At 67.1% G+C, this 26,630-nt stretch carries 24 protein-coding genes and 2 tRNA genes; 17 read left to right on the top strand and 9 right to left on the bottom strand.

Features of this window, described 5'->3' with window-relative positions:
- The first annotated feature begins 77 nt into the window (after positions 1–77).
- Together lolA and ACSUZJ_RS17005 are read left to right on the top strand one after the other, a co-directional pair.
- Positions 78–713: an outer membrane lipoprotein chaperone LolA gene (lolA, locus tag ACSUZJ_RS17010; protein ID WP_499410074.1), complete on the top strand. Its 636-nt coding sequence runs from the start codon at positions 78–80 to the stop codon at positions 711–713.
- 134 nt (positions 714–847) lie between these two features.
- Positions 848–1,783, top strand: a complete 936-nt coding sequence (locus tag ACSUZJ_RS17005) for an NADP-dependent oxidoreductase (RefSeq protein ID WP_499410072.1) — start codon at positions 848–850, stop codon at positions 1,781–1,783.
- 23 nt (positions 1,784–1,806) lie between these two features.
- Here ACSUZJ_RS17005 and ACSUZJ_RS17000 read toward each other — a convergent pair whose 3' ends face one another.
- On the bottom strand, positions 1,807–5,685 hold the full coding sequence (locus ACSUZJ_RS17000; RefSeq protein WP_499410071.1) for a hypothetical protein: 3,879 nt from the start codon (positions 5,683–5,685) through the stop codon (positions 1,807–1,809).
- Positions 5,686–5,918: 233 nt separating this feature from the next.
- Here ACSUZJ_RS17000 and ACSUZJ_RS16995 point away from each other — a divergent pair, with 233 nt between their 5' ends.
- The 5 genes from ACSUZJ_RS16995 (at position 5,919) to ACSUZJ_RS16975 (ending at position 10,155) form a co-directional block, all read left to right on the top strand.
- The gene (locus ACSUZJ_RS16995; protein ID WP_499410070.1) at positions 5,919–7,220 is read left to right on the top strand and encodes a replication-associated recombination protein A; all 1,302 of its coding nucleotides are present in this window, start codon (positions 5,919–5,921) and stop codon (positions 7,218–7,220) included.
- A gap of 137 nt (positions 7,221–7,357) precedes the next feature.
- Positions 7,358–8,653 carry a serine--tRNA ligase gene (gene serS, locus ACSUZJ_RS16990; RefSeq protein ID WP_499410069.1) on the top strand — a complete coding sequence of 432 codons (1,296 nt, stop codon included), beginning with the start codon at positions 7,358–7,360 and terminating at the stop codon, positions 8,651–8,653.
- Positions 8,654–8,760: 107 nt separating this feature from the next.
- A tRNA-Ser gene (locus ACSUZJ_RS16985) sits at positions 8,761–8,850 on the top strand.
- 352 nt (positions 8,851–9,202) lie between these two features.
- Positions 9,203–9,292, top strand: a tRNA-Ser gene (locus ACSUZJ_RS16980).
- A gap of 89 nt (positions 9,293–9,381) precedes the next feature.
- Entirely contained in the window at positions 9,382–10,155 is a 774-nt protein-coding gene (locus ACSUZJ_RS16975) for a sulfite exporter TauE/SafE family protein (RefSeq protein ID WP_499410067.1), read from the top strand.
- A gap of 10 nt (positions 10,156–10,165) precedes the next feature.
- Here ACSUZJ_RS16975 and ACSUZJ_RS16970 read toward each other — a convergent pair whose 3' ends face one another.
- Positions 10,166–12,217: a tetratricopeptide repeat-containing diguanylate cyclase gene (locus ACSUZJ_RS16970; protein WP_499410066.1), complete on the bottom strand. Its 2,052-nt coding sequence runs from the start codon at positions 12,215–12,217 to the stop codon at positions 10,166–10,168.
- Positions 12,218–12,362: 145 nt separating this feature from the next.
- Complete coding sequence (locus ACSUZJ_RS16965; RefSeq protein ID WP_499410064.1) at positions 12,363–13,304, bottom strand: methyltransferase; 942 nt, start codon at positions 13,302–13,304, stop codon at positions 12,363–12,365.
- A gap of 184 nt (positions 13,305–13,488) precedes the next feature.
- On the opposite strand from ACSUZJ_RS16965, the gene ACSUZJ_RS16960 reads away from it, so the two are divergent.
- The 5 genes from ACSUZJ_RS16960 to ACSUZJ_RS16940 all read left to right on the top strand — a co-directional run bounded on the left by ACSUZJ_RS16960 (position 13,489) and on the right by ACSUZJ_RS16940 (position 18,497).
- Complete coding sequence (locus ACSUZJ_RS16960; protein ID WP_499410062.1) at positions 13,489–13,665, top strand: hypothetical protein; 177 nt, start codon at positions 13,489–13,491, stop codon at positions 13,663–13,665.
- Positions 13,662–14,549: a KPN_02809 family neutral zinc metallopeptidase gene (ypfJ, locus tag ACSUZJ_RS16955; protein WP_499410061.1), complete on the top strand. Its 888-nt coding sequence runs from the start codon at positions 13,662–13,664 to the stop codon at positions 14,547–14,549. Before ACSUZJ_RS16960 ends, ypfJ begins: the two co-directional genes overlap by 4 nt.
- 199 nt (positions 14,550–14,748) lie before the next feature.
- Positions 14,749–15,933 (top strand): zinc-dependent alcohol dehydrogenase, encoded by a 1,185-nt coding sequence (locus ACSUZJ_RS16950; RefSeq protein ID WP_499410060.1) that lies wholly within the window; start codon positions 14,749–14,751, stop codon positions 15,931–15,933.
- A gap of 10 nt (positions 15,934–15,943) precedes the next feature.
- Complete coding sequence (locus ACSUZJ_RS16945) at positions 15,944–16,549, top strand: hypothetical protein (RefSeq protein WP_499410058.1); 606 nt, start codon at positions 15,944–15,946, stop codon at positions 16,547–16,549.
- A gap of 160 nt (positions 16,550–16,709) precedes the next feature.
- The gene (locus ACSUZJ_RS16940) at positions 16,710–18,497 is read left to right on the top strand and encodes a M4 family metallopeptidase (RefSeq protein ID WP_499410057.1); all 1,788 of its coding nucleotides are present in this window, start codon (positions 16,710–16,712) and stop codon (positions 18,495–18,497) included.
- Between the two features lie 109 nt (positions 18,498–18,606).
- Here ACSUZJ_RS16940 and ACSUZJ_RS16935 read toward each other — a convergent pair whose 3' ends face one another.
- Together ACSUZJ_RS16935 and ACSUZJ_RS16930 are read right to left on the bottom strand one after the other, a co-directional pair.
- Positions 18,607–19,305 (bottom strand): M23 family metallopeptidase, encoded by a 699-nt coding sequence (locus ACSUZJ_RS16935; protein ID WP_499410056.1) that lies wholly within the window; start codon positions 19,303–19,305, stop codon positions 18,607–18,609.
- 33 nt (positions 19,306–19,338) lie between these two features.
- Positions 19,339–20,349 carry a L,D-transpeptidase family protein gene (locus tag ACSUZJ_RS16930; protein ID WP_499410054.1) on the bottom strand — a complete coding sequence of 337 codons (1,011 nt, stop codon included), beginning with the start codon at positions 20,347–20,349 and terminating at the stop codon, positions 19,339–19,341.
- Positions 20,350–20,474: 125 nt separating this feature from the next.
- On the opposite strand from ACSUZJ_RS16930, the gene ACSUZJ_RS16925 reads away from it, so the two are divergent.
- Positions 20,475–20,792 (top strand): 2Fe-2S iron-sulfur cluster-binding protein, encoded by a 318-nt coding sequence (locus ACSUZJ_RS16925; RefSeq protein ID WP_499410052.1) that lies wholly within the window; start codon positions 20,475–20,477, stop codon positions 20,790–20,792.
- On the opposite strand, the gene ACSUZJ_RS16920 is transcribed toward ACSUZJ_RS16925, so the two are convergent.
- Complete coding sequence (locus ACSUZJ_RS16920; RefSeq protein WP_499410051.1) at positions 20,758–21,672, bottom strand: alpha/beta hydrolase; 915 nt, start codon at positions 21,670–21,672, stop codon at positions 20,758–20,760. The two genes, ACSUZJ_RS16925 and ACSUZJ_RS16920, sit on opposite strands and share 35 nt — an antisense overlap.
- A gap of 153 nt (positions 21,673–21,825) precedes the next feature.
- Between ACSUZJ_RS16920 and ACSUZJ_RS16915 the strand changes: the two genes are divergently transcribed.
- Positions 21,826–22,008: a hypothetical protein gene (locus ACSUZJ_RS16915; protein WP_499410050.1), complete on the top strand. Its 183-nt coding sequence runs from the start codon at positions 21,826–21,828 to the stop codon at positions 22,006–22,008.
- Between the two features lie 62 nt (positions 22,009–22,070).
- Positions 22,071–22,268 carry a hypothetical protein gene (locus ACSUZJ_RS16910; protein WP_499410048.1) on the top strand — a complete coding sequence of 66 codons (198 nt, stop codon included), beginning with the start codon at positions 22,071–22,073 and terminating at the stop codon, positions 22,266–22,268.
- A gap of 55 nt (positions 22,269–22,323) precedes the next feature.
- On the opposite strand, the gene ACSUZJ_RS16905 is transcribed toward ACSUZJ_RS16910, so the two are convergent.
- Positions 22,324–22,512, bottom strand: a complete 189-nt coding sequence (locus tag ACSUZJ_RS16905; RefSeq protein WP_499410047.1) for a hypothetical protein — start codon at positions 22,510–22,512, stop codon at positions 22,324–22,326.
- A 189-nt stretch (positions 22,513–22,701) separates the two neighbouring features.
- On the opposite strand from ACSUZJ_RS16905, the gene ACSUZJ_RS16900 reads away from it, so the two are divergent.
- Entirely contained in the window at positions 22,702–22,839 is a 138-nt protein-coding gene (locus ACSUZJ_RS16900; RefSeq protein ID WP_499410045.1) for a hypothetical protein, read from the top strand.
- A 61-nt stretch (positions 22,840–22,900) separates the two neighbouring features.
- Positions 22,901–23,272 (top strand): hypothetical protein, encoded by a 372-nt coding sequence (locus tag ACSUZJ_RS16895; RefSeq protein WP_499410044.1) that lies wholly within the window; start codon positions 22,901–22,903, stop codon positions 23,270–23,272.
- Positions 23,273–23,424: 152 nt separating this feature from the next.
- Here the strand turns inward: ACSUZJ_RS16895 and ACSUZJ_RS16890 are convergent, their stop codons facing one another.
- On the bottom strand, positions 23,425–23,640 hold the full coding sequence (locus tag ACSUZJ_RS16890) for a hypothetical protein (protein WP_499410043.1): 216 nt from the start codon (positions 23,638–23,640) through the stop codon (positions 23,425–23,427).
- Positions 23,641–23,722: 82 nt separating this feature from the next.
- Positions 23,723–26,572 carry a bifunctional diguanylate cyclase/phosphodiesterase gene (locus ACSUZJ_RS16885; protein WP_499410042.1) on the bottom strand — a complete coding sequence of 950 codons (2,850 nt, stop codon included), beginning with the start codon at positions 26,570–26,572 and terminating at the stop codon, positions 23,723–23,725.
- Between the last annotated feature and the right edge of the window lie 58 nt (positions 26,573–26,630).

The following is a 26,630-nucleotide window of genomic DNA, read 5'->3' as shown; positions in this document are numbered from 1 at the left end:
GTAGGGTGGGCACTCGTGCCCACGCGGTCGTACCCATGCATGCCGCAACGTCAAAAAGGATCACGATGAACAAGAACATGAAAACGACTCTCGCCGCAGTGCTCACCGCCACCCTGGCCGCCTCTGCCTTCGTCACCGGCGCCGCCCACGCCGCCGCCCTCGACCAGTTCAAGGCCTTCGTCTCCGGCACCAAATCGGCAAAAGGCGAATTCACCCAGCAACAACTGCGCAAGTCCGCCAACAGCAAGGCCACCCCGCCCTCGAGCGGCAGCTTCGTCTTCGCCCGTCCCGGCAAGTTCATCTGGAACTACCAGAAGCCCTATGAGCAGCTGCTGCAGGCCGACGGCGACCAGCTCTACATCTACGACAAGGACCTGAACCAGGTCACGGTCAAGAAGCTGGGCAATGCCCTGGGCTCGTCGCCGGCCGCGATCCTGTTCGGCAGCAACGACCTGGAAAAGAACTTCACCCTGTCCGAAGCCGGTACCCGCGACGGCCTGGAATGGCTGAACGCCGTGCCGAAGGCGCGCGACACGACCTTCGAGCAGATCAGCATCGGCCTGCGCGACGGCACGCCGCAGGCGATGGAACTGAAGGACACGTTTGGCCAGACCTCGGTGCTGAAGTTCACCAACTTCCAGCGCAATCCGTCGCTGGGCGCCCAGCAGTTCAAGTTCGAGATCCCGAAGGGCGCGGACGTCATTAACAATTAACTACGAACTAAACATTAGTTTTGGCGGGCCCAACAATTGTTGGTCTCTGCTTTGCCTCCGCTTCATGCGGAACAGGGCTTCCCCGCGCACGCCGTAGAATCGCTCCACGATAAACGGCAACGCGAGGAAACCCCATGAAGGCAGTACGCATCCATCAATACGGAGGACGCGAGGTCCTCTCCATCGACGACATCCCGGTTCCCGACATCGCCCCGGACGAAGTGCTAGTGCGGGTCGTGGCCGCCTCCATCAACCCGGTCGACTGGAAAGTCCGCGAGGGCTACCTGGCGCAAATGATTCCGCACGCGCTGCCGCTGACCCTTGGCTGGGACGTGTCCGGCGTGGTGGAAAAAGTCGGCGCCCAGGTCGCGCAGTGGCAGGCCGGCGACGCCGTCTTCTCGCGCCCTGATTTGGCGCGCAACGGCACCTATGCCGAGTTCGTCGCGATCCGTGCCAACGAATGCGCGCGCAAGCCGCGCACCATCTCGCACGTGGAAGCAGCCTCGCTGCCGCTGGCCGGCATCACGGCCTGGGAAGCGATGATGGACGCGGCCCAGGTCCAACCCGGCCAGCGCGTGCTGGTCCAGGCCGGGTCCGGCGGCGTCGGCTCGCTCGCGATCCAGCTGGTGAAAGCCGCCGGCGCCACGGTCATCGCCACCGCCTCCGGCCGCAATCGCGCGCTGGTGGAGTCGCTCGGCGTGGACCAGTTCGTGGACTACACGACGACCAGGGTGGCCGAGGCGGTCGAGCCGGTGGACGCCGTCTTCGACACCATCGGCGGCGAGGTGCAGGAAGCGGCCTGGTCCATCCTCAAGCCGGGCGGCATCCAGGTCTCGATCATCAGCCCGCCCAGCGAGGAAAAGGCGAACGCGATGGGCCTGCGCGCCGGCTTCGTCTTCATCGGACCGAACGCGCCAGTGCTCGAGCGCCTGGCCGGCATGGTCGACAGTGGACGCCTGCGACCGATCGTCGGCGCCGAGTTCGCGCTGGAGGACATCGCGGCCGCGCATGCGCTCAGCGAAAGCGGCCGGGCCGTGGGCAAGATCGTGCTCTATGTCGGCAAGCCCTGAGCGGCAAGCCCTGAGCCCCGGCGCTAGTCCGCCAGCACCTCGATCGCGCTGCTGGCGCTCCCCGTCAGCCCATCCGCAGTCACCTGCAGCCGCACCACATGGCGCCCCGCGCCGGGGTTCTCGACCCACAGGTCCAGCCCCGTGCCCACCGGCTTGTCGTCGATGAACCACGCGGCGCTGTCCGGATCGATGGCCGTGCCGGCGTGGCTGGCCGCGCTGCCGGCCAGGTGGATCAGGCGGTCCGGGTAGACTTGCTGGCCATCGGCTGGATACAGGATCGCGACCGCGGGCGGCTTGTCCGGCAGGGTGACTGGCTCGGTGGTCTGGCGCGTCGTGTAGAAGCCATCGTTGGCGAGCAGCTCGAAGCGTACCGGTCCCGCGGGCAGTTGCGAGACGTCGACGCTGGCCGCGCTTCCGTGCAGGCCGACGGTGAGCGCGTGCCAGGTCTTGCCGTCGTCGGCGCTCCAGCGCACCCAGACGTCGATTTGCGCATGCGGGTCCTCGTGCTGGCCGTCGTGGTCGATGCGCCAGGACAGGGCGAGCTGCTGGTCCTCGCCCAGCCTCGCGTGCGCTTCGCGGATCACCGGCGGCTGCGCCGCGCCCTTGCGCTCCCACACCACCTTGTTGTCCTTCACGATGCGCAGCAGCGCCCCGGGCGCCGTGTCGCGCAGCATGGCCTTGAACACGATGGGTTGCGGGGCCTCGCCGCCGTCGCCGCCGCCGCTGTTGCTGCCACCGTGGCAGCCGCAGCCGCCGCCTTCGCTGTGGTAGCCGTACACCGTGTCCTGCGCGAGGATGCGGCCGGCAGCATCGAGGTGCTGGGCGATATAGCCGGTCTGGCGGCCGTTGGCGCGCAGGTAGCGGGTATCGATGCGCGCGACACTGACGACCTTCACGGCGCCGACGGTGTCGATCACGCCGAGCATGTGGATCAGCGGCAGGATCGCCAGCTCGTCGCGCTCGAAGCCCGGACCGGGATCGCGGATGGCGCGCAGCGCGCCGCCGCCACTGCCGCTGCCGCTGGGGACCGGCTGCGGATCGAGCCCGGGCCGGTTGATCAGGTACTGGTGGGTGTAGAGCGACATCCAGCGCGGCCCGCAATACGACATGAAGTCCTCGGCGTCGTTCGGGTTCGCGATCGAGCCGTCGTTGATGTCGAGGCCGTACTCGCCGATGCTGGCCATGGTCCAGTTGGTGGTGCCGGGCGGGTCGACCGGCAGGTCGTAGGGCTCGTAGACCGGATAGGCCGCGTTGCCGGGGCCGGCGTTGCCGCAGCGCGCATGCGGCAGGCCGAACTGGTGGCCGATCTCGTGGCCATAGGTGACCGGCTGGCCGGCCAGCCCGCCGGTGGCGCCCCAGCCGTTGCAGCCGGGGACATTGACGGGAATGCCGCCGGCGACGATGCCGTAGTAGACCCACTGGGTGCCCGGGTTGGCCGCCTGGTCGAGCGCGACCAGGGCCGCAACCTGCTGCAGCAGCGGCTGCCAGTTCGGCGAACAGCAGCCGGGACAGCTGCGCGGATCGTTCAGCGGCGTGGTGGTGACAAAGGTGCCGCCGATGCGCACGTTCGGCGCGCCGGAGACCGGGTAGGCGCGCATCGTCCAGCTGGTCTCGGCCTGGCATTGCGCCAGCGTCGGCGCGGCCAGTACGATGTTGCCGGTGTTGGTGGCGTTCGGGCCGTTGTAGCCGATCGTGATGAAGGCCGCGTTCAGGGTCTGCCGGAGGTTGACCTCGACCTGGGTACTGCCGCTGGCGCTGTTGCCCGGGCAGTGGCCGAAGGGCGAGGCGACGTCCGCCGTGAAGCGCAGCAGCCCCGTCATCAAGGAGGCCGGCACGACGAAGTTGAGCGTGGTGGCGATGTCGCCGCGTTCGGCGTCGTAGCTGGGGTAGCTGTCCTCGGCGACGACCGGACCGTTCTGCGGCAGCAGGGTGGCGACCGTGCCCCACACGCCGCCGACCCGGCGCTCGACGCGCAGGCTGCCGGTGACGCCGGCCAGCTGGCCGTTGTCGAAGGCCGGGTCCTGGCCGCTGCGCAGGTAGGTGCGCACCCAGGCCGGCTTGTTGGTGACCAGGCGCAGGCTGTTGTCGGGGCCGCGGTCGGCCGGATCGGTGAGGTGCTGGTCGGCGCGGTAGTACTGGATGGACTGCGTCACTTCCAGCCCCTGCACCTGCAGGTTCGGACGCTTCTGGAACACCAGGTCGATCTGGCGCGACACCTGGGGCGGTTCGCAGCGCCCGCTGGCGACAATGCGCACGCGCAGGCGCACCGTGCGGTTGAAATTGGTGGCGATAAAATCCCAGCGGCCGTTGGCAGGCGCCGGGTCCTGCACCGCGATGATGGCGTTGGTCGCCAGGTCGATCAGTTCGATGCGCACGCGGTCGGCGGCGCAGGTGTTCCAGCGGAGGCGCAGCGGTTCGCCCGGCTCGAGCGGGCATTCGCCGCTGGTGTGGCCCTTGACGTCGAAGCGCAGGATCTCGGCCGAGGTGCCCTCGAAACCGTGCTCGATGCAGCCGGTCGGGCGCAGTTCCAGGTAGCGCCCGCAGACGGCGACCGTCAACGGCGCCAGTTCCAGCCACATGCCGCAGCCGGCGCCTTCCGGCACCTTGACCACGATGCGGTCGTCGCACCAGCTGACCACGACGCCAGCCGGATTGCCGCGCGAGCCGGCGTGGCCGCGGAAGATCACCCGGCCTGGCCGTTCGCCGAAGCCGCAGCCGACGATGACGATTTCCTCGCCCGGGCAGGCGCGCGCCGGACGCACCTCGCACACGCGGTAGCAATGGATGGCGCACCAGCGCTCGATTGCCTCGCGCAGGCAGCGCGCCAGCTTGTGGTCGAGGCAGGGCGTGCAGCAGGCCAGGGGATGGCGTTCCACGCAGCCGGTCCGGTCCTGCGTATGCGCCGGCGCGCAGCGGGCGCACAGCAGTTCGAGCAGGTCGCGCGCATGGCCGCGCGCGGCGGCGTCGCCGAGCAGGGCGCCGAGCGCCGCCTTGTGCAGCGCGCCGAGGGTGGCGAAGCGGCAGAACTGTTCCAGCAGGACTTCGAAGTAGCGCCGCGCGGCTTCCTCCTTGCCGCAGGCGACGTGCAGCGCGGCCATGGCCAGCAGGAGCAGCTTGTCGTCGCTGACGGGCGGCTCGCCGCAGCCGCAGCCGGCCTCGGCGCAGTCCTCCGGCGAGCAGCAGCCGCATGACTCCGGTTCCTTGCACTCGCACCCGGGCGGCGTGCAGCAGGCGCCGTCGAACAGCTTGTCGACTTCGCAGGCGAAGGGCGATTCCATGCCGCAGCAGCCCTCATCCAGGCCGCACAGGGCCTCGAGCACCTCGCGGTAACGCCGCGCCGCGTCGAGGTCGCCCTGCAGCGCGTCCCAGGCGTCGCGCAGCAGGCGGTCGAAACCTTCGATTGGCGGCGTGGCGCAGGTCGCCAGCGCGCGCGAGGCGCCTGGCGCCATGCCGTTCGCCTGCAGCAGTTCGATCGCGTCCTCGATCTCCTGCATCACCCGCACCGGCAGCAGCGGCTCGTCGATGCGTTCCCAGGAGAGCGGTCGCGACAGGTGCCACCACAAGGCTTGCGGCGCCAGCGCCACGTCGATGCGCAGCGGCTTCCCGGGTTCGCAGCAGCGGCGGTCGGCGCAGCCGTCGTGGACCAGGCGGCAGTCGCGGTCGCGCAGCTTGATGTAGACCCTGGGGCAGTCGCAGCAGTCGGGCTTGCCGTGGTGATCGCAGCGGTCGCGCGGGTCGCGCAGGTCGATCAGCCAGGCGCCGTCGCGTCCGGTACTTGTCACGGCGAGCGGCTTGTCGGACGGATGCTCGGCATCCCACACTTCGACGCGCAGGCCGTGCACGCCCTGGTGCGTGTCACTGCGGGTGACGGTGCCGGTCAAGAGGGCATGTGCTGGGATCATGGCGCGTTTCCTTGTGGTGGTCCGGCAGGGAAGGCCGGCGCTTGTGGCAGGGCAGAAAACGCCTATTTAACTGCCGTGCGGAAAGTGCGTTGTTGCCATTAATCAAGCCGGCCGTGCCGTGCGCCAGCGCAAACCGCTCGGCCTCGAAAAGGGCGCGGCTCGCAGGGGAGCGGCGCATCGGATAAACTGGGGACCTTGCCCAACAATGCTGCTGACATCAACGAATGAATCCGATGGATGACCTGTTCAAGAACGAACCCGCGCCCCCGCTGGCCGAGGCGCTGCGCCCGCGCACCATCGGCGAAGTCATCGGCCAGAGCCACCTGCTGGGCGAGGGCAAGCCGCTGAACCTGGTGTTCAAGTCGGGCAAGCCGCATTCGATGATCCTCTGGGGCCCGCCCGGCGTCGGCAAGACCACGCTCGCGCGCCTGACCGCCTACGCATTCGATTGCGAATTCATCGCGCTGTCGGCCGTGCTGTCGGGCGTGAAGGACATCCGCGCAGCCATCGAGCAGGCCGAGCAGTACCTGGCGCGCGGCAAGCACACCATCCTCTTCATCGACGAGATCCACCGCTTCAACAAGTCGCAGCAGGACGCCTTGCTGCCCTTCGTCGAGTCCGGCCTGGTCACGCTGATCGGCGCCACCACCGAGAACCCGTCCTTCGAGGTCAATTCCGCACTGCTGTCGCGTTCCCAGGTCTATGTGCTGAAGGCCCTGAACGAGGACGAGATGCGCCAGCTCCTCAAGCGCGCCCAGGAGCGGGTGCTGAAGCACCTCACGTTCGACGAGGTGGCAATCAACACCCTGGTCGGCTATGCCGACGGCGACGCGCGGCGCTTCCTGAACCTGCTGGAGCAGACCAAGACTTCGGCCGAGACTTCAGGCATCACCCACATTACCGGCGACTTCGTCGACAACGCGCTCACGCTCAATTCGCGCCGTTTCGACAAGGGCGGCGACAATTTCTACGACCAGATCTCGGCCCTGCACAAGTCGGTGCGCGGCTCGCATCCGGATGCGGCCCTGTACTGGCTGTGCCGCATGCTCGATGGCGGGGCGGACGCCAAGTATCTGTCGCGCCGCATCGTGCGCATGGCCTGGGAAGATATCGGCCTGGCCGACCCGCGCGCCATGCAGATCGCCAACGACGCCGCCACAACCTACGAGCGCCTGGGTTCGCCTGAAGGCGAGCTGGCGCTGGGCCAGGCCGTGGTGTATCTCGCGATCGCGGCCAAGAGCAATGCCGGCTACAACGCCTTCAATGCGGCCATGGCCTTTGTGCGCAAGGACAGGTCGCGCGAGGTGCCGGTGCACCTGCGCAATGCGCCGACCAAGCTCATGAAGGAGCTCGGCTACGGTCACGAGTACCGCTATGCCCACGACGAGCCGCATGCCTATGCGGCCGGCGAAACCTACCTGCCGGAAGGCATGCCGGAGCCGGGCTGGTACCAGCCGGTGCCGCGCGGCATGGAAGCGAAGATCGCGGACAAGCTGGCCTTCCTGCGCCAGCTCGACGCCGACGCGCAGGAGTGAAGAGGCAGGGCGCCGCCGCAAGGGTGGGCCCTGCCGCGGTGCATGCCGCTGCACCGCAAATCGATGACCGAATCATCCGAATAAAACGGGTCGGCTTGGTACAATTGTGGTTTCGACATAGCCAAGTCCAACCCGACATGATTGACATCCAACTTCTCCGCAAAGACATCGACACCGTCGCCGCCCGCCTGGCGGCCCGCAAGTTCCAGCTCGACGTGAGCGCCTTCAACGCGCTGGAAGCCGAACGCAAGTCGATCCAGACCCGCACCGAGGAACTGCAGGGCAAGCGCAACTCGCTGTCCAAGCAGATCGGCATGCTCAAGGGCAAAGGCGAAGATACGACGGCCGTGATGGCGGAAGTGGCCGGCCTGGGCGACGAACTGAAGGCCAACGAGGTGGCGCTGGGCGAAGTGCAGCGCAAGATGGCCGAGTTCATGGCCGCGATCCCGAACTTGCCGCACGAGTCGGTCCCGGTCGGCCAGGACGAAACCGGCAACGTGGAAGTGCGCAAGTTCGGCACCCCGCCGAGCTTCGACTTCGACGTGAAGGACCACGTCGACATCGGCGAGAAGCTGGGCCTGGACTTCGACACCGCGACCAAGCTGACCGGTTCGCGCTTCTCGGTGATGAAAGGCGGCATCGCGCGCCTGCACCGCGCGCTGGCCCAGTACATGCTGGACACCCACACCGAAAAGCACGGCTACACCGAGTGCTACACCCCCTACATGGTCAATGCCGACTCGCTGCGCGGCACCGGCCAGCTGCCGAAGTTCGAAGCCGACCTGTTCTCGGTGAAGAAGGGCGGCGCGGAAGGCGAGGGCGAGAATTTCTACCTGATCCCGACCTCGGAAGTGTCGCTGACCAACATCGTGCGCGACGAGATCGTGCCGCTCGACACGCTGCCGATCAAGATGACCGCCCACACCCCGTGCTTCCGCTCGGAAGCGGGCAGCTACGGCCGCGACACCCGCGGCATGATCCGGCAACATCAATTCGATAAAGTCGAATTGGTACAAGTGGTGCATCCGGAGCAGTCCTACGCGGCGCTGGAAGAGATGGTCGGCCAGGCCGAATTCATCCTGCAGTCGCTGGGCCTGCCTTACCGTGTGATGGCGCTGTGCACCGGCGACATGGGCTTCAGTGCCGCCAAGACCTACGACCTGGAAGTCTGGCTGCCGGCCCAGAACACCTACCGCGAGATTTCCTCGCTGTCGAACACCGAAGCCTTCCAGGCCCGCAACATGGCCGCGCGTTTCCGCAACGCCCAGAACAAGCCGGAGCTGCTGCACACGCTCAACGGCTCGGGCCTGGCGGTCGGCCGCACCCTGGTGGCGGTGCTGGAGAACTTCCAGCAGGCGGACGGCAGCGTGATCATTCCGGAAGTGCTGCGTCCCTACATGGGCGGGCTGGAGCGTCTGTCGCCGAAGGCCTGAGCCGGGAAGGGGAGGGCAAGTTCGCTTGAAACGAATTAGCTCTTCCGTTTTCGGTAGAGCATCGCTATAATGCGTGTCTCTTGCAGCGATCACGCCGCACCGAATTAGGAGAGGTGGCAGAGTGGTCGAATGTACCTGACTCGAAATCAGGCGTACGGGTGACCGTACCGTGGGTTCGAATCCCACCCTCTCCGCCAGTAAATGAAAAAGCTCCCCTCGAGGGAGCTTTTTTATTTGCTGGCGGAGAGGAGCAGAGCCCCTGCGGGCTCTGCGTGTGGGATTCGAAGGGTTGCGCGTACTCGCGCAACCGCGGCCCGCGGCACGTGGGCGAATCCCACCCCCTTTGCGACCGCAGGGAACCTTAATTGCTTTTCGGGTTTGCGCCGTTCGCTTTTGGGTTTATGCAGTTGAGCACGCCGTCGACTGGCTGCGGGCCGCTTAAAAGAGCCACAAAAAAAATTTACGCACAGCACATCTTTCCCTTCCCACAAACCCCAAACCTTCGCTATAATGCGGCCTCGCTTGCAACGACCGCAACGCACCGAATCAGGAGAGGTGGCAGAGTGGTCGAATGTACCTGACTCGAAATCAGGCGTACGGGTGACCGTACCGTGGGTTCGAATCCCACCCTCTCCGCCAGTAGTAAGAAAAAGGCTCCCGAACGGGAGCCTTTTTTGTTTTCGGACAGTGCGCGCCTCTGCATCACCCACTTCCCGGCCCGCCCACCTATGCAAATCGCCATTCCCGCCATTCTCCTGAACACCGCCCTTGGCGCCGGCCTCGGCTTTGCCGGCGGCCTGCTCGGCATCGGAGGGGGCCTGATCGCCATCCCCATGCTGGCCTGGCTCTACGGCATGGACCAGCACCTGGCCCAGGGCACCGCCCTGGTCATGATCGCGCCGAACGTCCTGATCGGCTTTTTCCGCTACCACCAGAAGCACCGCATCGACCTGCGCGCGGTCGCCGCCATCAGCGTGTTCTCGATGATCGCCGCCTACGTGTCCGGCCGGCTGGCAAGCGGCATCGACTCCGGCGCCTTGCGGGTCGCCTTCGCCCTGTTCCTGATCGCCCTGGCCCTGTACTTCGGCCTCGACCTGCTGCGCAGGCGGCATCAAGGCAAGGTCCTGGCGCCCCCGCGCCGGATGCCGAACGCGGCCCTGCCCATGCTGGGCATCGCCAGCGGCGCCATGTCGGGCATCTTCACCATCGGCGGCGGCCTGGTGGTGGTGCCGGCACTGGTCGGCCTGTTCCGCATGGAGCAGACCCGCGCGCAAGGCATGGCGCTGGCGCTGGTCGTTCCCAGCTCGCTGATCGCCCTGTTCGCCTACGCCCAGGGGCAGCACGTGGCCTGGGACATCGGCGTGCCGATGGCGGTCGGCGGCATCGCGACCGTGTCGGCCGGTGTCGCGCTGGCGCACCGCTTCCCCGCGGCACGGCTGCGCATGTTGTTCTGCGCCGTGCTGCTCGGGACGGCGGTCACGATGCTGGTCGGCATGCGCTAATCCGGCGGCGCTAGGCTACCTGCACCGGCCCGCGCACGCAGCGCATCTCGACCATCGCCTCGACCGCCGCGCCTTCTCCGCCCCCGTCGATCGCCCCCAGCACCGTTTCCAGGGGCGCCTTCAGCCCGGTCACGATCCAGGCCTGGTTGCGGCCGTTCGCCTTGCCGCGGTATAGCGCCCAGTCCGCCAGGCGCAGCCCGCGCTGCCAGTCGGGTGCAGTGTCGCCACCGGCGAGTCCGGCGCCGGCGGGCAGGGCGACCACGCCGGCGCTGAGCGTCACCGGCACGCTGCAGGTCTGGGCATCGACCGGCGCGCTGCCGACGGCGTCGAGCACGCGCTTGACCATTTCCTTGAGGTGGGCGGGACTGGCGCCCGGCGCATGGACCAGGAATTCCTCGCCGCCCCAGCGCAGCACCATGTCGGTGTCGCGCACCGCCTGCGTCAGGCGCCGCGCCACTTCGACCAGGACGGCGTCGCCCACGCCGTGGCCCCAGCGGTCGTTGATGCTCTTGAAGTAGTCGACGTCCATCAGGATGTAGCAGTCGGCCTCGGCCGGCGCCGTCCTGCGTCGCTCAAGCGCGCCCTGGGCCTCGCGCGCGCTCATCCTGTCGAGGAAGGAGCGGCGGTTGTACAGGCCGGTGAGGGCGTCGCGCAGCGAGTGGAATTCCAGTTGCGTATTGAGCTGCTGCAGGCGCGCCGCGCTGCGCTTCGCGCGACGGTAGAGCACGAACACGACGGCGCCCGCCAGCACCGTCAGCACGGCCGCGAAGCTGGTGACGAGCTGCGCCTGGCGGCGGCTGCGCAACTGCGCTTCCTTGGCTTCGTTCTCGCGGTGCAGGAAGTCGATCTGGCGGGTGCGCTGGCTGGCGTCGAACTCCTCCTGCAGGGCCGCGATCGCGCGGTCGCGGTCGGCCCTGGCGCTGGTCTGCTGCAGTTGCTGCTGGCGGCGCACGGTCGCCAGCGCGTCCTTGTACAGGCCCGCGTTTTCCTGCATCCGGCTCTGTTCGTCGTACATCGCTTCCAGGTCCGCGCTGGCGCCGGCCTTGCGCAGGTCGGCGATCACGCCGTCGATCCACGGCGTGCCCTCGGCGATGCGGCGCTGGCCGAACAGGGCAAAGCCGAGGTTGGCCCTGGCCATCAGGGTCAGGTTCTCGTTGTTCACGCGGTTCGATGCCTCGAGCGCCAGGCGCGCCTCGCGCTCGGCGGCCACGTAGTCGTGCTGGCGCAGGTAGTAGTCGGCGATGTTGCCGCGCACTTCGGCCTCGAGCCCGGCCAGGCCGCCGCGCTCGGCCGTGGCCAGCGCGCGGCGGAATGCGGCGATGGCCTCGACCGGCCGGTCCAGCCGCAGCAGCGCCATCCCCTGGAGGAACTGCAGCGTGCCCGTGGTGCGCGGCGGCACGCCCGGCTCGCGCAGGGCCAGGCGGGCGGTCTCGAGGGCCTTGCCGGCATTGTCGGCGTTGATGTAGACCTTGGCGATGCGCGACTGCAGGTAGGCGCGGCTCTCGGCCGCGTCGGGCTGGTCCTGCTGCAGCCTGAGGCCGCCCAGGAAGGCGGCGATGGCCTGGTCGTACTGGGCGCGCGCATTGAGCACGTCGCCCTGGATTCTCGCCACCGCGACCTTGACCTGGAGCGGGGCGTCGTGCGGCAGGTCCTTCAGGATGCGTTCGAGTTCGGCCTGGGCTTCGTTGGCGCGGTTTTCGTCGATGAGCTGCTTGACCAGGCCGAGCCTGGCAAGCACGGCGCCGGCACGGTCGTGGTTGGCGAGCGCCAGCGCGAGGGCCTCGCGGTCGGCGCGATAGACCTGGTCGAGCTGGCCGGCGTCCTCGCGCAGCCAGACTTCGGTGCGCAGCAGTTCGCGCCGCAAAGCGTAGGGAGCGTCCTTCCCTACTGCCGACTGCAGGGCGACCAGGCGCTGCAGGGCTTGCCGGGCCGAGGTTTCGGACAAGCTGCGGATCGCCCGCAGCTCGGCCTGCGCAGCATCCTGGCTGACGGGCGCTGCCCACAGGCTGGCACAGAGCAGGGAAGCTGCGGCGGACAGGACGAGGCGGGCGGCAAGCGGCATGGTGGACGATTCGGCGGGGAACAGGCGCGGGACGCGCAGGATCGCTAATTATCCACGGAAATAATAGTTGGCTTGTGGGAATATTGCGCCGGGCGGCGGCCGGCAGGCACGCTGATGTTTGCGCGCAACAGCTGGCTGCGCGGCCTCATGCGGGCAGCGTCGCCTGCAACCAGACCGCGGCGATCCTGTCCACCTCTTCGTAGCCCTCGCAGTCGAGCTGGCCGCCGAAGATGTCGGGATCGAGTTCCTCGTAGGTCCAGCTGGCGCCGCGCGCCGCGAGCTTCGGCCGGATGGTGTCCAGGAATTCGTCGCGCCCATCGACGATGGCGATGCCGGTGTACAGCAGCAGGCTGCCGCCGGGATGCAGGCGCGCCAGGGCCGCGTCGACGATGGCGACCGACAGGCCGGCGCCGCGCATGTCGCCGCCGTGGCGGTAGCGCAGTTTCGACGGGTCGAGGATGTAGGGGGGATTCGACAGTACCAGGTCGAAGCCGCCGTCCAGGCCGTTCAGCAGGTCGGAATGCACGGTCGGCAGGATGGCGCAGCCGGCCAGCCGCGCGTTCACGGCGGCCAGTTCGAGTGCGTAGTCGTTGATGTCGGCGCCGATCGATTCGCAGCCGGGGAAGCGGCAGCCCACCTCGATCGCGGCGGCGCCGCTGCCGGTGCCGATGTCGACCGCGCGCCGGGGCGGCGCCAGGGTTTCCATCGAACGCTTCAGGGCGGCGATGTAGCGGTAGGTGTCCGGACCGAAGAAGACCGCGTTGTCCTCGCGTGTCGGGAAGGCCGAGTGAAAGTAGAGTCGCTCGCCGATGGTCGAGGCGCGCACGGTGGCGCACAGGCCGTTCTTCACTTCGCGCACCACGCCGGCGCGGCGCATCAGGGCCAGGATCTCGCCCGGCAGGGTGTCTTCGCCGAACGGCCGGCTCCATCCGAACACGCCGCGCAGGTCGCGCGCACGCTCATTGCCGGGACGGTCGTTCACGCGCCGGTGGGTGGCGGGCGTGACGGTGGTGAAGCGGTAGCCTGCGCGCTGCAGGGCCTGGCCCAGTTCGAGGAGGGCGTCGGGATCGTGGATGGTCGAGGTCATTCCACGAGCATCGCGGATCGGCGGGCCGCCGGCTGTACGGTGGCGCACATAGCGCGCCCGGCGCGGCGGCGCGCTTTATGTGAATGCCCGAACATACCGGCGGGCGCGGCGCGTCCATACTGGCAACACGCTGCGGGCCGGCATAAGGGGTGCCGGCCGGGCCTGCCATTGCCCAAGGATCATCATGAAGCCATTGCTGCCGGACCAGGAACACCTGCGCATCGACCGTGAAGTCGAGCGCGAACGCCATGAGCGCCACCTGCTGGACGACGCCCGCGCACACCTTGCCGTCGAGGAGGAATTCCGCCTGAAGGACGCCCGCGAAAGCATGAACGCGACCAATCTGCGGAGGTCGCGATGAGGTGGGAAGGGGACCGCGAGAGCGAGAACGTCGAGGACCGCCGCGGCGGTGGCGGCGGTGGCGGCGGCTTCGGCGGCTTTGGCCTCGGGGGCCGCTCGATCGGCCTGGGCACGGTGGCGATCGCGCTGGTGGCCTCGTTCTTCTTCGGCGTCGATCCGCGCGTGGTGCTGGGCCTGCTCGGCGGCGGCGGACCGGCGCCCCAGGTGGTGCAGCAGCGCGATCCGGACGCGCCCCAGGCGACCGACCGCGAGTCGCGCTTCGTGCGCACCGTGCTCGGCTACACCGAGGACGTCTGGACGCCGCTGTTCCGCTCCCAGGGCGCGAGCTATCGGCCGCCGACCCTGGTGCTGTTCGAGGGACGCACCGACACCGCCTGCGGCGCCGGCAACAGCGCCACCGGACCCTTCTACTGCCCGGCCGACCAGAACGTCTACATCGACCTGAGCTTCTTCCGCCTGATGCAGCAGCGCTTCAACGTCAGCGGCGAATTCGCCCAGGCCTACGTGATCGCGCACGAGGTCGGGCACCACGTGCAGAACCTGCTGGGTATTTCCGACCAGGTTCACAACGCCCAGCAGCAGGCTTCCGAGACCGAGGGCAATGCGCTTTCTGTGCGGCTGGAATTGCAGGCGGACTGCCTGGCCGGCGTCTGGGCCTATCACGCCAACCAGAAGGAAGCCATCCTGGAGAGCGGCGACGTCGAGACCGCGCTGGCGGCGGCCACGGCGATCGGCGACGACGCCCTGCAGAAGCAGTCGCGCGGCGTGGTGGTGCCCGATTCCTTCACCCACGGCAGCTCGGCCCAGCGCGTGCGCTGGTTCCGGCGCGGCATCGAGAGCGGGGATGTTCAGCAGTGCAATACCTTCGAGGCGCGCCAGCTTTAAGCGTGGCAATGATTTGTGCTGCCGACAGGAACAGACGGTTTCCTGCTGTGAATAATATGCGATAAAAGCAGGGCTGGACCGACAAAAATTTGCATTTATTGCCGTGCGCGTATCGTAATGGATAGCGTTTTGACATAAGTTTGGAATTACTCATGCACCTGCGTATTTGCGTGTGCTGCAAACCATCGAGGAGGATTCTATGCTGGCAATGAACTACCGCGGGCCCTACCGCGTTCGCGCCCAACACAAGCCCGACCCCGTGATCGAACACCCGGGCGACGCCATCGTGCGCGTGACGCGCTCCTGCATCTGCGGTTCCGACCTGCACCTGTACCATGGCATGGTGCCGGATACCCGCGTCGGCCACACCTTCGGCCATGAATTCATCGGCATCGTCGAAGACGTCGGATCGGGCGTGCAGAACCTGAAGGTGGGCGACCGCGTGCTGGTGCCGTTCAACATTTTCTGCGGCTCCTGCTTCTTCTGCCAGAAAGAACTCTACGGTAACTGTCATAACATGAACGCCGAGTCCACCGCGGTCGGCTCGATCTACGGCTATTCGCATACGGCCGGCGGCTACGACGGCGGCCAGGCCGAATACGTGCGGGTGCCCATGGCCGATGTCGGCCCGATGGTCATCCCCGACGACATCGTCGACGACGACGCCGTGCTGCTGACCGACGCGCTGCCGACCGGCTACCAGGCCGCCGAGATGGGCTCGATCCAGGAAGGCGACACCGTCGTCGTGTTCGGCGCCGGCCCGGTCGGCATCTTCGCCGCCAAGTCGGCCTGGCTGTTCGGCGCCGGGCGCGTGATCGTGGTCGACGAGGTCGAGTACCGCCTGGAATTCGTCAAGCGCTACGCCCAGTGCGAGGTGGTCAACTTCAAGGAGGTGGGCGACATGGCGCTGCACATCAAGAAGATGACCGACTGGCTGGGCGCCGACGTCTGCATCGATGCGGTCGGGTGCGACGCTGCCGGCAGCGTAGCCCAGACCCTCACCGGCCGACTGATGAAGATGCAGGCCGGCGCCGCCACCGTGCTGCACTGGTGCATCAATGCGGTGCGCAAGGGCGGCAACGTGTCCATCGTCGGCGTCTACGGCCCGACCTTCAACATGGTGCCGATGGGGAACGCGCTGAACAAGGGCATTACCATGCGCATGAACCAGGCCAGCGTGAAGCGCCACCTGCCGCGCCTGATCGAGCACATCCGCGCCGGCCACATCGATCCGAAGCAGATCATCACGCACCGCGTGCCGCTGGAAGAGGTGGCCGATGCCTACCACATCTTCTCGAGCAAGCTCGACAACTGCATCAAGCCCATCCTGATCCCGCCACGCGCCCACGAGATCCGCGCGGTGAAGGCCAGCGCAACGATTTGAGGAGTCATGCATGAACGATCGCACCGACGTGAAAGAGCACGACCATCATCACCATCACCACGGGCAGGACCTCGACCACCCCAACCACCACGGGCATACCCACGAGGTCCAGCCGCAGCTGCGCATGCAGCGCCCGACGCGCGAGCAGCTGAGCCACATCAAGGGCTGGGGCGCCGACCTGGACCGCGCCAACCGCCCCGGCGTGCCGATGGAGCGCACGCCGCCGCGCTACACCCCGGCCGACATTCCCGAGCCGGTACCGCAGGCGCAAAAGGTCGAGGTGCTGGTCTCGACCGAGCGTCCGGGCATCACCCAGGTGTTCGGCACCGTGCAGCCGCCTTCGGGCCTGTCCGGCATGCTGAGGCGCGCCGCCTTCACCATGACCGAGAACGACATCCGCCACTGGCTGCTGCTGCTGGCCGCGGACCGCGTGAACGTGGTCGAAGGCGTCATCGAGGACCTGGCCCAGGGCCATGTGCCGAATATCCTGGGCGAGATGGGCATCAAGTCCGAATGGCAGCACAACAAGGCCGGCCTGGCGAAGAAGGTGGCGATCGCCGGCGCCATCGGCGCGGCCGCATACTACCTGATGAAGCGGCGCAACGAGCGTTACTGATCTCGCCGCGCCTGCATTAAAAAAGAAGCCTCGTCCGTTGCGTCCCGGCGCTGCGGACGGGGCTTCTTGCGTTTGAGCAAAATTGCTCGTTTGAGGCTCGTCCACACTGCTGGAGTATCCGGCCCACGCCTGAGGCCGGCATGTTCAGACTGGAGACGAGATGAACCTGCGTGCAACCCTGCTGGCGGCTCTGGTGGCCGCCCTGTTCGCGAACGGCGCGGCCGCCGCGCCCATGATGAGCGCCCCGAAGGCGGCAAGCAGCCAATCGAACGCGGCCCTGGTGTCCAAGCTGGCGGCCCAGCGCGCCGCCCGCGGCCTCGACAACAACCACGGCTTCCTGGTCGCGAAGCAGCATCCGGGCATGCAGGGAACCCAGGTCGTGCGGGCTGCGCACACCTACAAGGGCCTGCGCGTGTTCGGCTCCGAATCGGTGGTCGTGGTCGACGCGGCGGGCAACATCATGTCCGAAGCGGCGTCCGACCGCCGTGTCCATCTCGGCCGCGGCAATGCGAACCGGCTTGGGGCCGTCACGCTCGATTTCAGCGTCAAGCCCTCGATCCCGGCCAAGGCGGCGATCGACGCGGCCATCGCGGCGGCAGGCGCAAGCGCCGGCGCTGCGGCGGGAGCCAAGCTCACCCACGTGGCGCCGCCGAAGGCTGAGCTCCTGATCTACCCGGTGATGAAGATCGAGCGCGTGCCCGCGGCGGTCAACAAGCTCGAGGCCGAGCTCAACGCGCTCGACGTGGTCGAGGTCGTGGACCACTACGAGCTGGCCTACCTGGTGCGCACCCGCATGCAGCGCGCCAACAAGCTGGTCTACCACGACACGGTCGTCAGCGCGAAGGACGCCCACATCATCGACCGCTGGAGCATGCTGCAGACCGTGATTGGCATAGGCAAGAGCCAGTACAACGGCGAGGTGCCGATCAGCACCACGCTGTCGGGCGAAACCTACCAGATGCTCGACCCCGAGCGCGGCACCGGCGGCACCTATGGCGCGATGGCGATCACCAACGCCAACAACACCAGCAGCGCCGGCAAGCTCTACACCAACAGCACGAATACCTGGGGCGACGGCAAGCAGTACATCCGCGGCGGCAGCACGCTTGATGCCAACGGCCAGACCGCGGCGGTGAACGCCATGTGGGGGCTGATGAACACCTACGATTCGCTGAAGAACGCGCTCGGCTGGCAATCGCTCGACGGCCACAACACCGCCAGCTACATCGCCGTGCACGTCAACACCGCCTACGACAACGCCTACTACAGCGATACCTGCCGCTGCATGTTCATCGGCGACGGCTCGACCTTCACCAGCCTGGGCGCGATCGACGTGATCGGCCACGAGATGGGCCACGGCGTCACCGCCGCCACCTCGGACCTGGTGTACTCCGGCGAATCGGGCGGCCTGAACGAATCGAGCTCGGACATCGGCGGCGAAATCGCCGAAGCCTATGCGCGCGCCGGCGGCAAGGGCGAGACCATCCCGAACGGCGGCAACGACTGGATGCTGGGTGCCGAGATCGGCCGCAACAAGACGCCGCTGCGCTGGATGTACCGGCCGAGCAAGGACGGCAGCAGCCCGGACGCCTGGAGCACTTCGCTGCGCCGCCTCGACGTCCACTACAGCAGCGGGCCGAACAACCGCATGTTCTATTTCCTGTCCCAGGGCTCGAAGGCGGACAAGGATGGCGATTACTACAGCAAGTACCTGGTCAAGCAGCCGGCCGCGATGACGGGCATCGGCACCGACAAGGCCTTCCGCATCTGGTTCAAGGCGAACACGACCAAGTTCACCTCGAGCACGAATTACGCGGATGCGCGCGCCAGGATGATCGAGGCGGCCCAGGAGTTGTACGGGGCCGGCAGCCCCGAGGACATTGCGGTGCAGCGGGCGTACGCGGCGATCAATGTGGGGGCGGATGTGGATGAGGTGGCGGTACAGTAGCGTGATGGAAGATTATTTCACTTTAGCGGCTTCGGTGAAATAATCTTTCATCAGGCGTTCCATACCGCGTGGACACAGGTGTCCACCCTACCACCCCGGCCCCATAGTGCTAGTCACCCAGCATCGGGTAGGGATTGACCGGCGTGCCTTTCCACCACTGTTTCTCGGGCGTGAGCGCCACCACCGCGAAATGCAGGTGCGGCGCGTTCGGGTCGGCGTTGCCGGTGGCGCCGACGTAGCCGATCAGGTCGCCGCGCCTGAGCTGCATGCCCTCCTTGATGCCGTCGGCGTAGCGGTCCAGGTGGGCGTAGTAGTAGGCATATTTCTCCGTCGGGTCGAACTGGTAGAGCGTGATGCCGCCTGGTTTACTGTTGAAGAGCTTGACGAGCCTGCCGTCGCCGGCGGCGCGCACCGGGGTGCCGGTCGGCGCCATGATGTCGAGCGCTTCGTGGTGGCGTTCCTGGCCGCGTGGCTGATCGAAGGTGTCGGTCAGCTGGCTGTAGGCGATGCCTTCGACCGGCACCAGGAGCTTGCCCGGCATGTTGCCGTCGGCCGTCAGTTCCGGCGCGGCCGGCGCGCCGGTCGAGGCTTGCGGGGCGGGGCGGATCGGCAGGTCGGCGTCCGCCAGGTCGGTCTGCACGAGCGGACTGTCGGCCGTGCTGGCTTGCGGTGGGTCGGCGGGCGGGGCCGGCAGCGCGCCGCCGTCGGTGACGATCGGATCCGGCGCGTCGGCGAACCCGCGCAGGTAGACGAAAAGACCGCCGGCGCCCACCAGCACGCCCAGAAGGAATGTGACCAGCCATCTCATGCGAACCTCCCTTCGTTGATTTGCCTTGGGTGACTACTCCTGAAGAACCACGTTCGTCCCCGCTGCGACCACCTGCGCCACTTCGGCGGCGCTCCAGTTGGTCAGGCGGATGCAGCCATGCGACTCGGTCTTGCCGATGAACTTCGGCACCGGCGTGCCGTGGATGCCGTAGTGCGGCTTGGACAGGTCGATCCAGGCCACGCCGACCGGATTGTTGGGGCCGGCGGCAATCGTCGTCTTCTTGTCGCCCGGTTCGGCGTCCCAGAACAGTTTCGGGTTGTAGTGGTAGGTCGGGTTCGGGTGCACGCCCTCGATCTTCCAGTTGCCGACCGGGAGAGGATCGTGTTCGCTGCCGGTCGAGGCCGGGTATTGGGCGATCAGGCGGTCGTTGGCATCGAACAGCATCAGCACCTTGCGGCTGTCGCTGACCACGACCTTGGCGGCCTGGGGCAGGGGCGCGCCGCCGTGCACGCTCGGCACCACGATCTGTTCGCCGGCGCGCGCGAAATTCTTGCCCGGGTTCAGGCGTTCCAGTAGCTCGGGGCTGGCGTGGAATTTCTCGCCCAGGCCTTCAAGCGGCGAGGCATAGCCGAGCTTGGGCAGCTTGGCCTTCTCCATCATGTCTTCGGGAATTTTCTGGAAAGGGCCGGCGACGTCTTCGTCGGTCAGCACGTATTGCGTCAGGGTCGGCGTGGTGTCCTGGTTCAGCGCGCTCCAGGTCGCGTCGTCGAGCTTGCCGGTCACGTCGAGATTGCGTGTCTTCTGGAAGGTGGACAGCGCCTGGCGCATGTTCGAGCCATAGGCGCCGTCGATCTCGCCGGGCGAGATGTGCAGGCGGTCGAGCAGGACCTGGGCGCGCAGCATCCGCTCGAATTCGGCGCGTTCAGCGGCCTGGTCGGTCGGCGCCTGTTGTTGGGCCGCCTGCAGCGGCGCGGCATTCGGCAAGCCGGGTTGGATGGCGGCGGCATTCTGGGCAGGCGCTGCAACCTGGGCGGATGCGAATGGAACGGCGCCGGCCAGGACGGCGAGGAAGAGGGGAGTCATGATTTTCTGCATATGGCACCTGCGATACTTGCTAAGGGAAAGCTCAGCGTAGGCGTGCGACCTTTTACGGTCTGTGCGGAAACGAACTGAGGCGCCGCGCCGCCGCCACGCGCTACAATCCAGCCATGACCCACGACGTCCAGACTCACGATGCCATAAGCTGCGCAATCACGCTGCAACCGCTCGGCGCCAGCTTCCCGGGCGGCGGCAGGACCATCCTGCAGGCCGCGGAAAGCGCCGGCGTCGAGCTCCCCAGCTCCTGCCGCAACGGCACCTGCCGCACCTGCCTTTGCCGCCTCGAGAGCGGCACGGTGCGCTACCTCGTCGACTGGCCCGGCCTGTCGATCGAGGAGAAACGCGAAAATTACTTGTTGCCCTGCGTCGCCGTGCCGACCGGTGACGTGGTCGTCAACGCGCCGCTGGCGAAGCGGAAGGCGGGGTAGCAGCGGCCAGCGCCCGTTCGATCGCGGCCGCCACCAGCGGCCAGGCAGGCGAAGTCGCCGCCACCTCGTCGTAGTGGCTGGCGCCCGGCAGGATCACGACCTCGGCGCTGTCGCCGGCCGCCCTGGCGCGCGCGGCGTAGTCCTGCGCCACCCGCGGCGGCGAGATGGTGTCCAGTTCCCCCGTCACCAGGATCGTGTGTGTACCGTTGGGCATCAGCTCGGCGGCATTGGTGTCGGCATACACGTCCGGCCGCTGCGGGCTCGGGTGGCCGGCCAGTTCCGCCGTGTCGCGTCCGCAGCTGGCCTTGATCAACGCGCGTTCGCGGCGCAGGTCGGCCAGGCCGCCCAGGCTCACCACCGCGCGCACCGGCAGCACGCGCTCGCGATACAGCGGGCTGGTCTTCGGGATGCGCTCGCGGCCGGCGATCCACTGCACCAGTTGCCCGCCCGCCGAATGGCCGACGGCCACCACGCGCTCCAGGTCGAGGCGGTGCGCCCCGGCCTGGCTGCGCAAGCGTTCGAGCGCCGCGTGCATGTCCTGGTACATGCCGGGGTAGCCGCCGCCCGGCTCGTCGACGCGCCGGTATTCCACGTTCCACACCGCGATGCCGCGCTCGCGCAGGGCCCCGGCCATGTTGCGCAACTGGGTGATGCCGCCGAATTTTTCGGTCCAGCAGCCGCCGTGCACAAGCACCGCGACCGGGAAGGGACCGGCGCCCTCGGGGACGAACAGTTCGGCGTATTGCGAGGGCGCGGGGCCGTAGGCGACGCGCTCGGCCGGCGCGGGGCCGCTTAGGGCCATGTAGTCGTCGAGCTTCATCGGGGCGGCAACAACGGTCGCGGGGAGCAGGGCGGCAAGAATCATGGATCGCAGTGTCATCGAAGAAAATTGTTGGGGAAAGCCTGCACTATACCTCCAACCATGCTGCAACTTTGCGGCGTTTTCTGGACGCGCACGATTGAAAACCTTTCCTGTTCTTCCATGCTAGGCTGCGCAAAACGTCAATGTTTTCACAACCATGGGAGGATCACGATGAGCCAGTCGAAATCGGGCGGCAGCCCGCAAAACAAGCAGTCGGAACACATGTCGGAAGAAGACCTGGCCAAGCAGCGCGCCGGCAAGCAGGACAAGAGCAGCCACGACGCCAAGTCGCGCGTGCGCGCCGGCACCGGTGAAGGCGCCGGCGGCGGCGCCAAGCAGAAGCAGAATCACTGAGCGATTCAAGGTAATCGCCGACGTCCCGCGGACGGGCAAGCAGCCCGGTCCGCGGGGAATTCATGGAAAGTGCAGAAAGGACGATGATGGAAACGAACGACCCGCGCGGCGAGCACGGCGCGCTGCGCGCCCATTCGACGCCCGATCCGGAGCAGACCCCGACCCCACCCACCATTCCGGTGCCCGACGACGTGCCCGATCCGGCGCACGCACCGGTCGAGGAACCCTCGATTCCCGAACCGCCGATTCGGGCGGAGTAACGGCGGAAAAAATGCAGTCTCGCGTGGGCGGCGCGCCGCCCACCGATTCATTCCCTCAAGCCTGGCCCTTGTTCCCGCCTGGCTCCTGATCCTTCTTCCCGCCCGACTCCAGCGGCGGAATCTCGCGGATCATCGCTTCCGTTTCCTTCTCGCCCGGCGTCTTTTCGCCGCTGCCGATGTCGTCCTCGTGGAGGATGACGCCGCCCTTGGCCGCCGGGTCCGAACTCTGTCGTGGATTACTCATGGTGTGCTCCTTGCATGGACAATGTTGGAACAATCCTAACAGCCAAGCCTCGCCTTCGGCGCGCGCTAGACTTGCCGACGGTGTTGTTATTCACACAAAGTTACAATTATGTTCGGTGCCGAACGTTCCCCATTTGTGAAGTTTTTTATAATATCTCTACATAGCCAGTTTCAACACGGAGACACACAGATGGGCAATTCGCTGCACAACAAGATTTACCTCGGCCGTCACTACGGTTTCACCTCGCGCCGCTTCCAGGGCGTGCTGGCGGTTGCCGGCATCGTCGGCGCCGGCCTGGTCTGGATTGCCCTGCGGACCTTGCGATAAATTTGCCCGTGGGGCGTTGCGGCGGTTACCATGACGCCCGCAACGAACCATGAAAGCGGCAATGAAGAACGAAAAACTGACGACTGACGAATACAACGCGCTCGAATTCATTCGCGGCGGCGCGCGCACCGACCGGGTCAATGCCTGCGTCGGACGCAACGCGAAGCGCCTCGCGGGCCTGAAGATGATCCAGTACGCCAGGAACGGCAGCCTGGACCTGACCGAGAAAGGCCGCGAGGTCCTGTTCCTGCGCAGCTGTATCGAGGCCCTGAAAGCCCTGGCCCAGGATCCGGCGGCCCCGGTGGCGGGCGACGTCGTCCAGTTCCTCAGCCGCAAATCGCACATCGCGCCGCGCGCGGAGGGTGGTTTCGAGGTGACCGCCAAGGGTCAGGAGTCGCTCGCCGACATCCTGGCGCAGGAACCGCGCAAGTAAGGCGTCCTGGCCGGTTTTGCGTCCATGGCATAGGTTGTGGGCGACACCTCGCCGCATCTGACTGCTCGGCAGGTGCGTAACGCGTGGGCAGGGAGTGCCCACCCCTACCGAACGATGTCTTGTGCAGACAGCGCTGTTGCGGCCGGTTTTTTTCAGCCGCGCCGCCGCCGCTGCGGATACACCAGCGTACGCACGGCGATTTCCGCCGGGACGTTCATCGCCGCAAGGAATTCGGCCGCACGCTGCAGGCCGAGCGTGGGAATCGAGGCCACCGCCTGGTTGACCAGGTCGCGCGTGCGCAGGTCGGTTCGGATGACCCGCGGCCGCGCCGTGGCCGGCGCGTGGCCTTGCACTTCTTCCATCTTCATTAATCCCATCAATTGCAATACAGAAACTGTCATTGTAGAGGAATGATGCAGAAATTGCTACAAGGATAGATCCTACAAGCAATTATGCCGTCGCAGGATCGAGCTCGTCCGCGAGCGCGGCGCTCGGCGCCAGGCCGCGACCCTCCACCAGCAGCTGCTCGAATTCGGGCGCCGGCACCGGACGGCTGAAATAATAGCCCTGGATCTCGTCGCAGCCGTGGCGGCGCAGGTAGTCGAGCTGTTCGCCGGTTTCCACGCCCTCCGCGATCACGGCCAGTTTCAGGTTGTGCGCCAGCGCGATGATCGAGGTGACGATCGCCTCGTCGTTGGCGTCGCGCGTGATGTCGGCGACAAACGAGCGGTCGATCTTCAGCACGTCGATCGGGAAGCGCGACAGGTAGGACAGGCTGGAGTAGCCGGTGCCGAAGTCGTCGATCGACAGGTTCACCCCGAGCGCCTTCATCCGGTGCAGCAGTTCCACTGCCGGCGTGACGTCACTCATGAACAGGCTTTCCGTGAGCTCGATCTCCAGGTATTTCGGCTCCAGCCCGGTGTCCTGCAGCACCTGCTCGATGCTCTCGATGAGGTCGGCGGCGCCGAACTGGCGCGCCGAGAGGTTCACGGCCACGCGCAGCTTCTCGAAGCCGGCATCCTGCCAGGCCTTGTTCTGGGCGCAGGCGGTGCGCATTACCCAGGCGCCGATCGGCACGATCAGTCCGGTTTCCTCGGCGATGCTCACGAAGCGCCCCGGCGGCACCATGCCCAGCTCCGGATGCTGCCAGCGGATCAGCGCTTCCATGCCCACGATCCTGCCGCTCTGGATGTCGAGCTGGGGCTGGTAGTACAGCACGAATTCCTCGCGCTCGAGGGCGTTGCGCAGGGCGCTTTCGATGCGCACGCGTTCCAGCGATTCCTCGTTCATCGCCGGGGTGTAGAACTGGAAGTTGTTGCGCCCCAGCTTCTTGGCGCGGTACATCGCGATGTCGGCGTGTTCGATCAGGGCGTCGGCCGGCGTGCTTTCGCTCGGGTAGACGGCCACGCCGATGCTGCAGGTGACGAAGAACTCCTTGGTGCCGAGCATGACCGGCTGGGCCACCGCATCCATCACGCGCTGCACGATGTCCGGGCTCAGCGACTGTTCGCCGTGCTCGGACAGGATGACCACGAATTCGTCGCCCGACAGGCGCGCCACCGTGTCCGAATCGCGCAGCGAGGAGCGCAGGCGCGCCGCCACCGTCATCAGGAGCACGTCGCCGGCCTTGTGGCCCATGCTGTCGTTGACGAACTTGAAGCGGTCGAGGTCGATCAGCATGACCCATACCGGGTTGCCGCTGCGGGTGGCATAGGCCACCGCCTGGCCGAGGCGGTCCTGCAGCAGCGAGCGGTTCGGCAAGCCGGTCAGCACGTCGTGCTGGGCCACGTGGTGCACGCGCTGCTCGGTCAGTTTGCGCGCCGTGATGTCGGAACCGGTGCCACGGTAGCCCTGGAAGTCGCCGCGTTCGTCGAACACCGGCTGGCCGCTGACCAGGAACCAGCGTGTGTCGCCGTTGTCGTCGAGGACCTGGTATTCGAAATCGCTGAAGGCTTCGTGGGCCCTGACCTGGGCGATGTGGGCGCGGCCGATCTCGGTGTCGCCCAGTCCCTCCATGTATTCCCAGCGCGTCTTGCCGAGCACGCGCTCGACCGTCACGCCGGCCTTTTCGGCAAAGCCGCCGGTGATCATCGTGAAGCGGTAGTTGCGGTCCTGTTCCCAGTACCAGTCCGACGACATCGCCACCAGCTGGCGGAAGCGCTGCTCGCTCTGCTGCAGGGCCTTTTCGGTGCGCTCGCGCGCGACCATGTCGTCGACCAGGCGCCGGTTGGTGCGCTTCAGGTCGGCCGTGCGCTTGCGCACCAGTTGCTGCACGCGGCGGGTGCGCATGCCTGAGGCCTGGACCCAGGCCGCGGTCAGGAGGCTCAGCAGGATGCCGCCGGCCAGGATCGTCAGCGAAGCGAGGTGGTCGGCCGCGAAAGGACGCGGCAGGGCCGTCACTTCCACCAGCCATGGACGGCCGGCGGCATCGAGCGTGCGCACCAGGCTGGCGCGGTGTTCGGGCGCGATCCAGTTCGCCATGGTGTCGCGCGGCACCGGCGCATCCTCGGCGCGGGTGGTGAAGACCAGGCTGGCCGGATCGGGCCTGGCCGAGGCGTAGACCGACATCACGATCTGATTGTCGCCCAGCAGCTTGGCGCCGGCCAGGGCGTTGCGCACCAGTTCGCGCGCACGCACGATGATGGCGGTGTCGCCGGTATACCTGCCCGCGCGGTCGAACAGCGGCATGACGAGCTGGAAGCTCGGCTGCGGGTCGGCGTCCTGCACCAGCGGGTACAAGGCGCTGGCAGCGGCGCGGCCCTCGGCGCGGGCGCGCGTCACCGCCTCACGGATCTGGGGGCGGCTGTTGGAGTCGAAGCCGAAGGCCGGTTCATTGCCGGCCATCGGCTCGAGGTAGTAGACGACGTTGTAGTGCGGGCGCGTTTCGGCCGGCACGCGCGCGCCGTCGCGCGCTTCGTTGATGAAGCTGCCGGGCGCCACCTGGCGCAGCTCGGCTTCGACCGCGGCGCGCTCGCTGTCCGCGACCAGGCGGCGCTGGTTGAAGGCCTTGATGTACGGATGGCGCTGCAGCAGGGGCGAGGTGAAATCGTGGAACTGCTCGCGCGTCACCGGCGCGCCGAGCCGGAACAATTGGTTCGTGACCGTCACCACTTCGACCGCGTCGTGCAGGCCCTGGCGCACCGTGGCCACGCGCTGGTCGGCGCGCTGGCTGAAGGAGAGGGCGAGGTTGTCGTATTCGAGATGGCTCACGCCGACGAACAGCGCGCACGAGGCAGCCAGGCCGGCTCCGAAGGTGAGGACGGCGGCACGGGTGAGGGAAAACGACAGGCGACGCACCATGTACTGTTCCAGAAGAATAATTTGCTTGCCCAAAGGCACCAAAGCCCCGAAGTGTGTC

The organism is Telluria sp. B2 (assembly GCF_051789535.1).
In the GTDB taxonomy this organism is placed as follows: domain Bacteria; phylum Pseudomonadota; class Gammaproteobacteria; order Burkholderiales; family Burkholderiaceae_D; genus Telluria.
Note: the sequence above shows the minus strand (reverse complement) of the source record. Positions and strands in the feature narration are given on the sequence as shown.

What these genes read in the sequence shown, in the direction of transcription:
- ACSUZJ_RS16895 (WP_499410044.1), top strand. Translation starts at nt 22,901, where the DNA reads ATGAAGAACGAAAAACTGACGACTGACGAATACAACGCGCTCGAATTC.
- ACSUZJ_RS16995 (WP_499410070.1), top strand. Translation starts at nt 5,919, where the DNA reads ATGGATGACCTGTTCAAGAACGAACCCGCGCCCCCGCTGGCCGAGGCG.
- ACSUZJ_RS16960 (WP_499410062.1), top strand. Translation starts at nt 13,489, where the DNA reads ATGAAGCCATTGCTGCCGGACCAGGAACACCTGCGCATCGACCGTGAA.
- ACSUZJ_RS16950 (WP_499410060.1), top strand. Translation starts at nt 14,749, where the DNA reads ATGCTGGCAATGAACTACCGCGGGCCCTACCGCGTTCGCGCCCAACAC.
- ACSUZJ_RS16885 (WP_499410042.1), bottom strand. Translation starts at nt 26,572, where the DNA reads ATGGTGCGTCGCCTGTCGTTTTCCCTCACCCGTGCCGCCGTCCTCACC.
- ACSUZJ_RS16970 (WP_499410066.1), bottom strand. Translation starts at nt 12,217, where the DNA reads ATGCCGCTTGCCGCCCGCCTCGTCCTGTCCGCCGCAGCTTCCCTGCTC.
- lolA (WP_499410074.1), top strand. Translation starts at nt 78, where the DNA reads ATGAAAACGACTCTCGCCGCAGTGCTCACCGCCACCCTGGCCGCCTCT.
- ACSUZJ_RS16935 (WP_499410056.1), bottom strand. Translation starts at nt 19,305, where the DNA reads ATGAGATGGCTGGTCACATTCCTTCTGGGCGTGCTGGTGGGCGCCGGC.
- ACSUZJ_RS16930 (WP_499410054.1), bottom strand. Translation starts at nt 20,349, where the DNA reads ATGACTCCCCTCTTCCTCGCCGTCCTGGCCGGCGCCGTTCCATTCGCA.
- ACSUZJ_RS16915 (WP_499410050.1), top strand. Translation starts at nt 21,826, where the DNA reads ATGAGCCAGTCGAAATCGGGCGGCAGCCCGCAAAACAAGCAGTCGGAA.
- ypfJ (WP_499410061.1), top strand. Translation starts at nt 13,662, where the DNA reads ATGAGGTGGGAAGGGGACCGCGAGAGCGAGAACGTCGAGGACCGCCGC.
- ACSUZJ_RS16920 (WP_499410051.1), bottom strand. Translation starts at nt 21,672, where the DNA reads ATGACACTGCGATCCATGATTCTTGCCGCCCTGCTCCCCGCGACCGTT.
- ACSUZJ_RS16965 (WP_499410064.1), bottom strand. Translation starts at nt 13,304, where the DNA reads ATGACCTCGACCATCCACGATCCCGACGCCCTCCTCGAACTGGGCCAG.
- ACSUZJ_RS17005 (WP_499410072.1), top strand. Translation starts at nt 848, where the DNA reads ATGAAGGCAGTACGCATCCATCAATACGGAGGACGCGAGGTCCTCTCC.
- ACSUZJ_RS16945 (WP_499410058.1), top strand. Translation starts at nt 15,944, where the DNA reads ATGAACGATCGCACCGACGTGAAAGAGCACGACCATCATCACCATCAC.
- ACSUZJ_RS16890 (WP_499410043.1), bottom strand. Translation starts at nt 23,640, where the DNA reads ATGAAGATGGAAGAAGTGCAAGGCCACGCGCCGGCCACGGCGCGGCCG.
- ACSUZJ_RS16905 (WP_499410047.1), bottom strand. Translation starts at nt 22,512, where the DNA reads ATGAGTAATCCACGACAGAGTTCGGACCCGGCGGCCAAGGGCGGCGTC.
- ACSUZJ_RS16900 (WP_499410045.1), top strand. Translation starts at nt 22,702, where the DNA reads ATGGGCAATTCGCTGCACAACAAGATTTACCTCGGCCGTCACTACGGT.
- ACSUZJ_RS16975 (WP_499410067.1), top strand. Translation starts at nt 9,382, where the DNA reads ATGCAAATCGCCATTCCCGCCATTCTCCTGAACACCGCCCTTGGCGCC.
- serS (WP_499410069.1), top strand. Translation starts at nt 7,358, where the DNA reads ATGATTGACATCCAACTTCTCCGCAAAGACATCGACACCGTCGCCGCC.
- ACSUZJ_RS16910 (WP_499410048.1), top strand. Translation starts at nt 22,071, where the DNA reads ATGGAAAGTGCAGAAAGGACGATGATGGAAACGAACGACCCGCGCGGC.
- ACSUZJ_RS16940 (WP_499410057.1), top strand. Translation starts at nt 16,710, where the DNA reads ATGAACCTGCGTGCAACCCTGCTGGCGGCTCTGGTGGCCGCCCTGTTC.
- ACSUZJ_RS16925 (WP_499410052.1), top strand. Translation starts at nt 20,475, where the DNA reads ATGACCCACGACGTCCAGACTCACGATGCCATAAGCTGCGCAATCACG.
- ACSUZJ_RS17000 (WP_499410071.1), bottom strand. Translation starts at nt 5,685, where the DNA reads ATGATCCCAGCACATGCCCTCTTGACCGGCACCGTCACCCGCAGTGAC.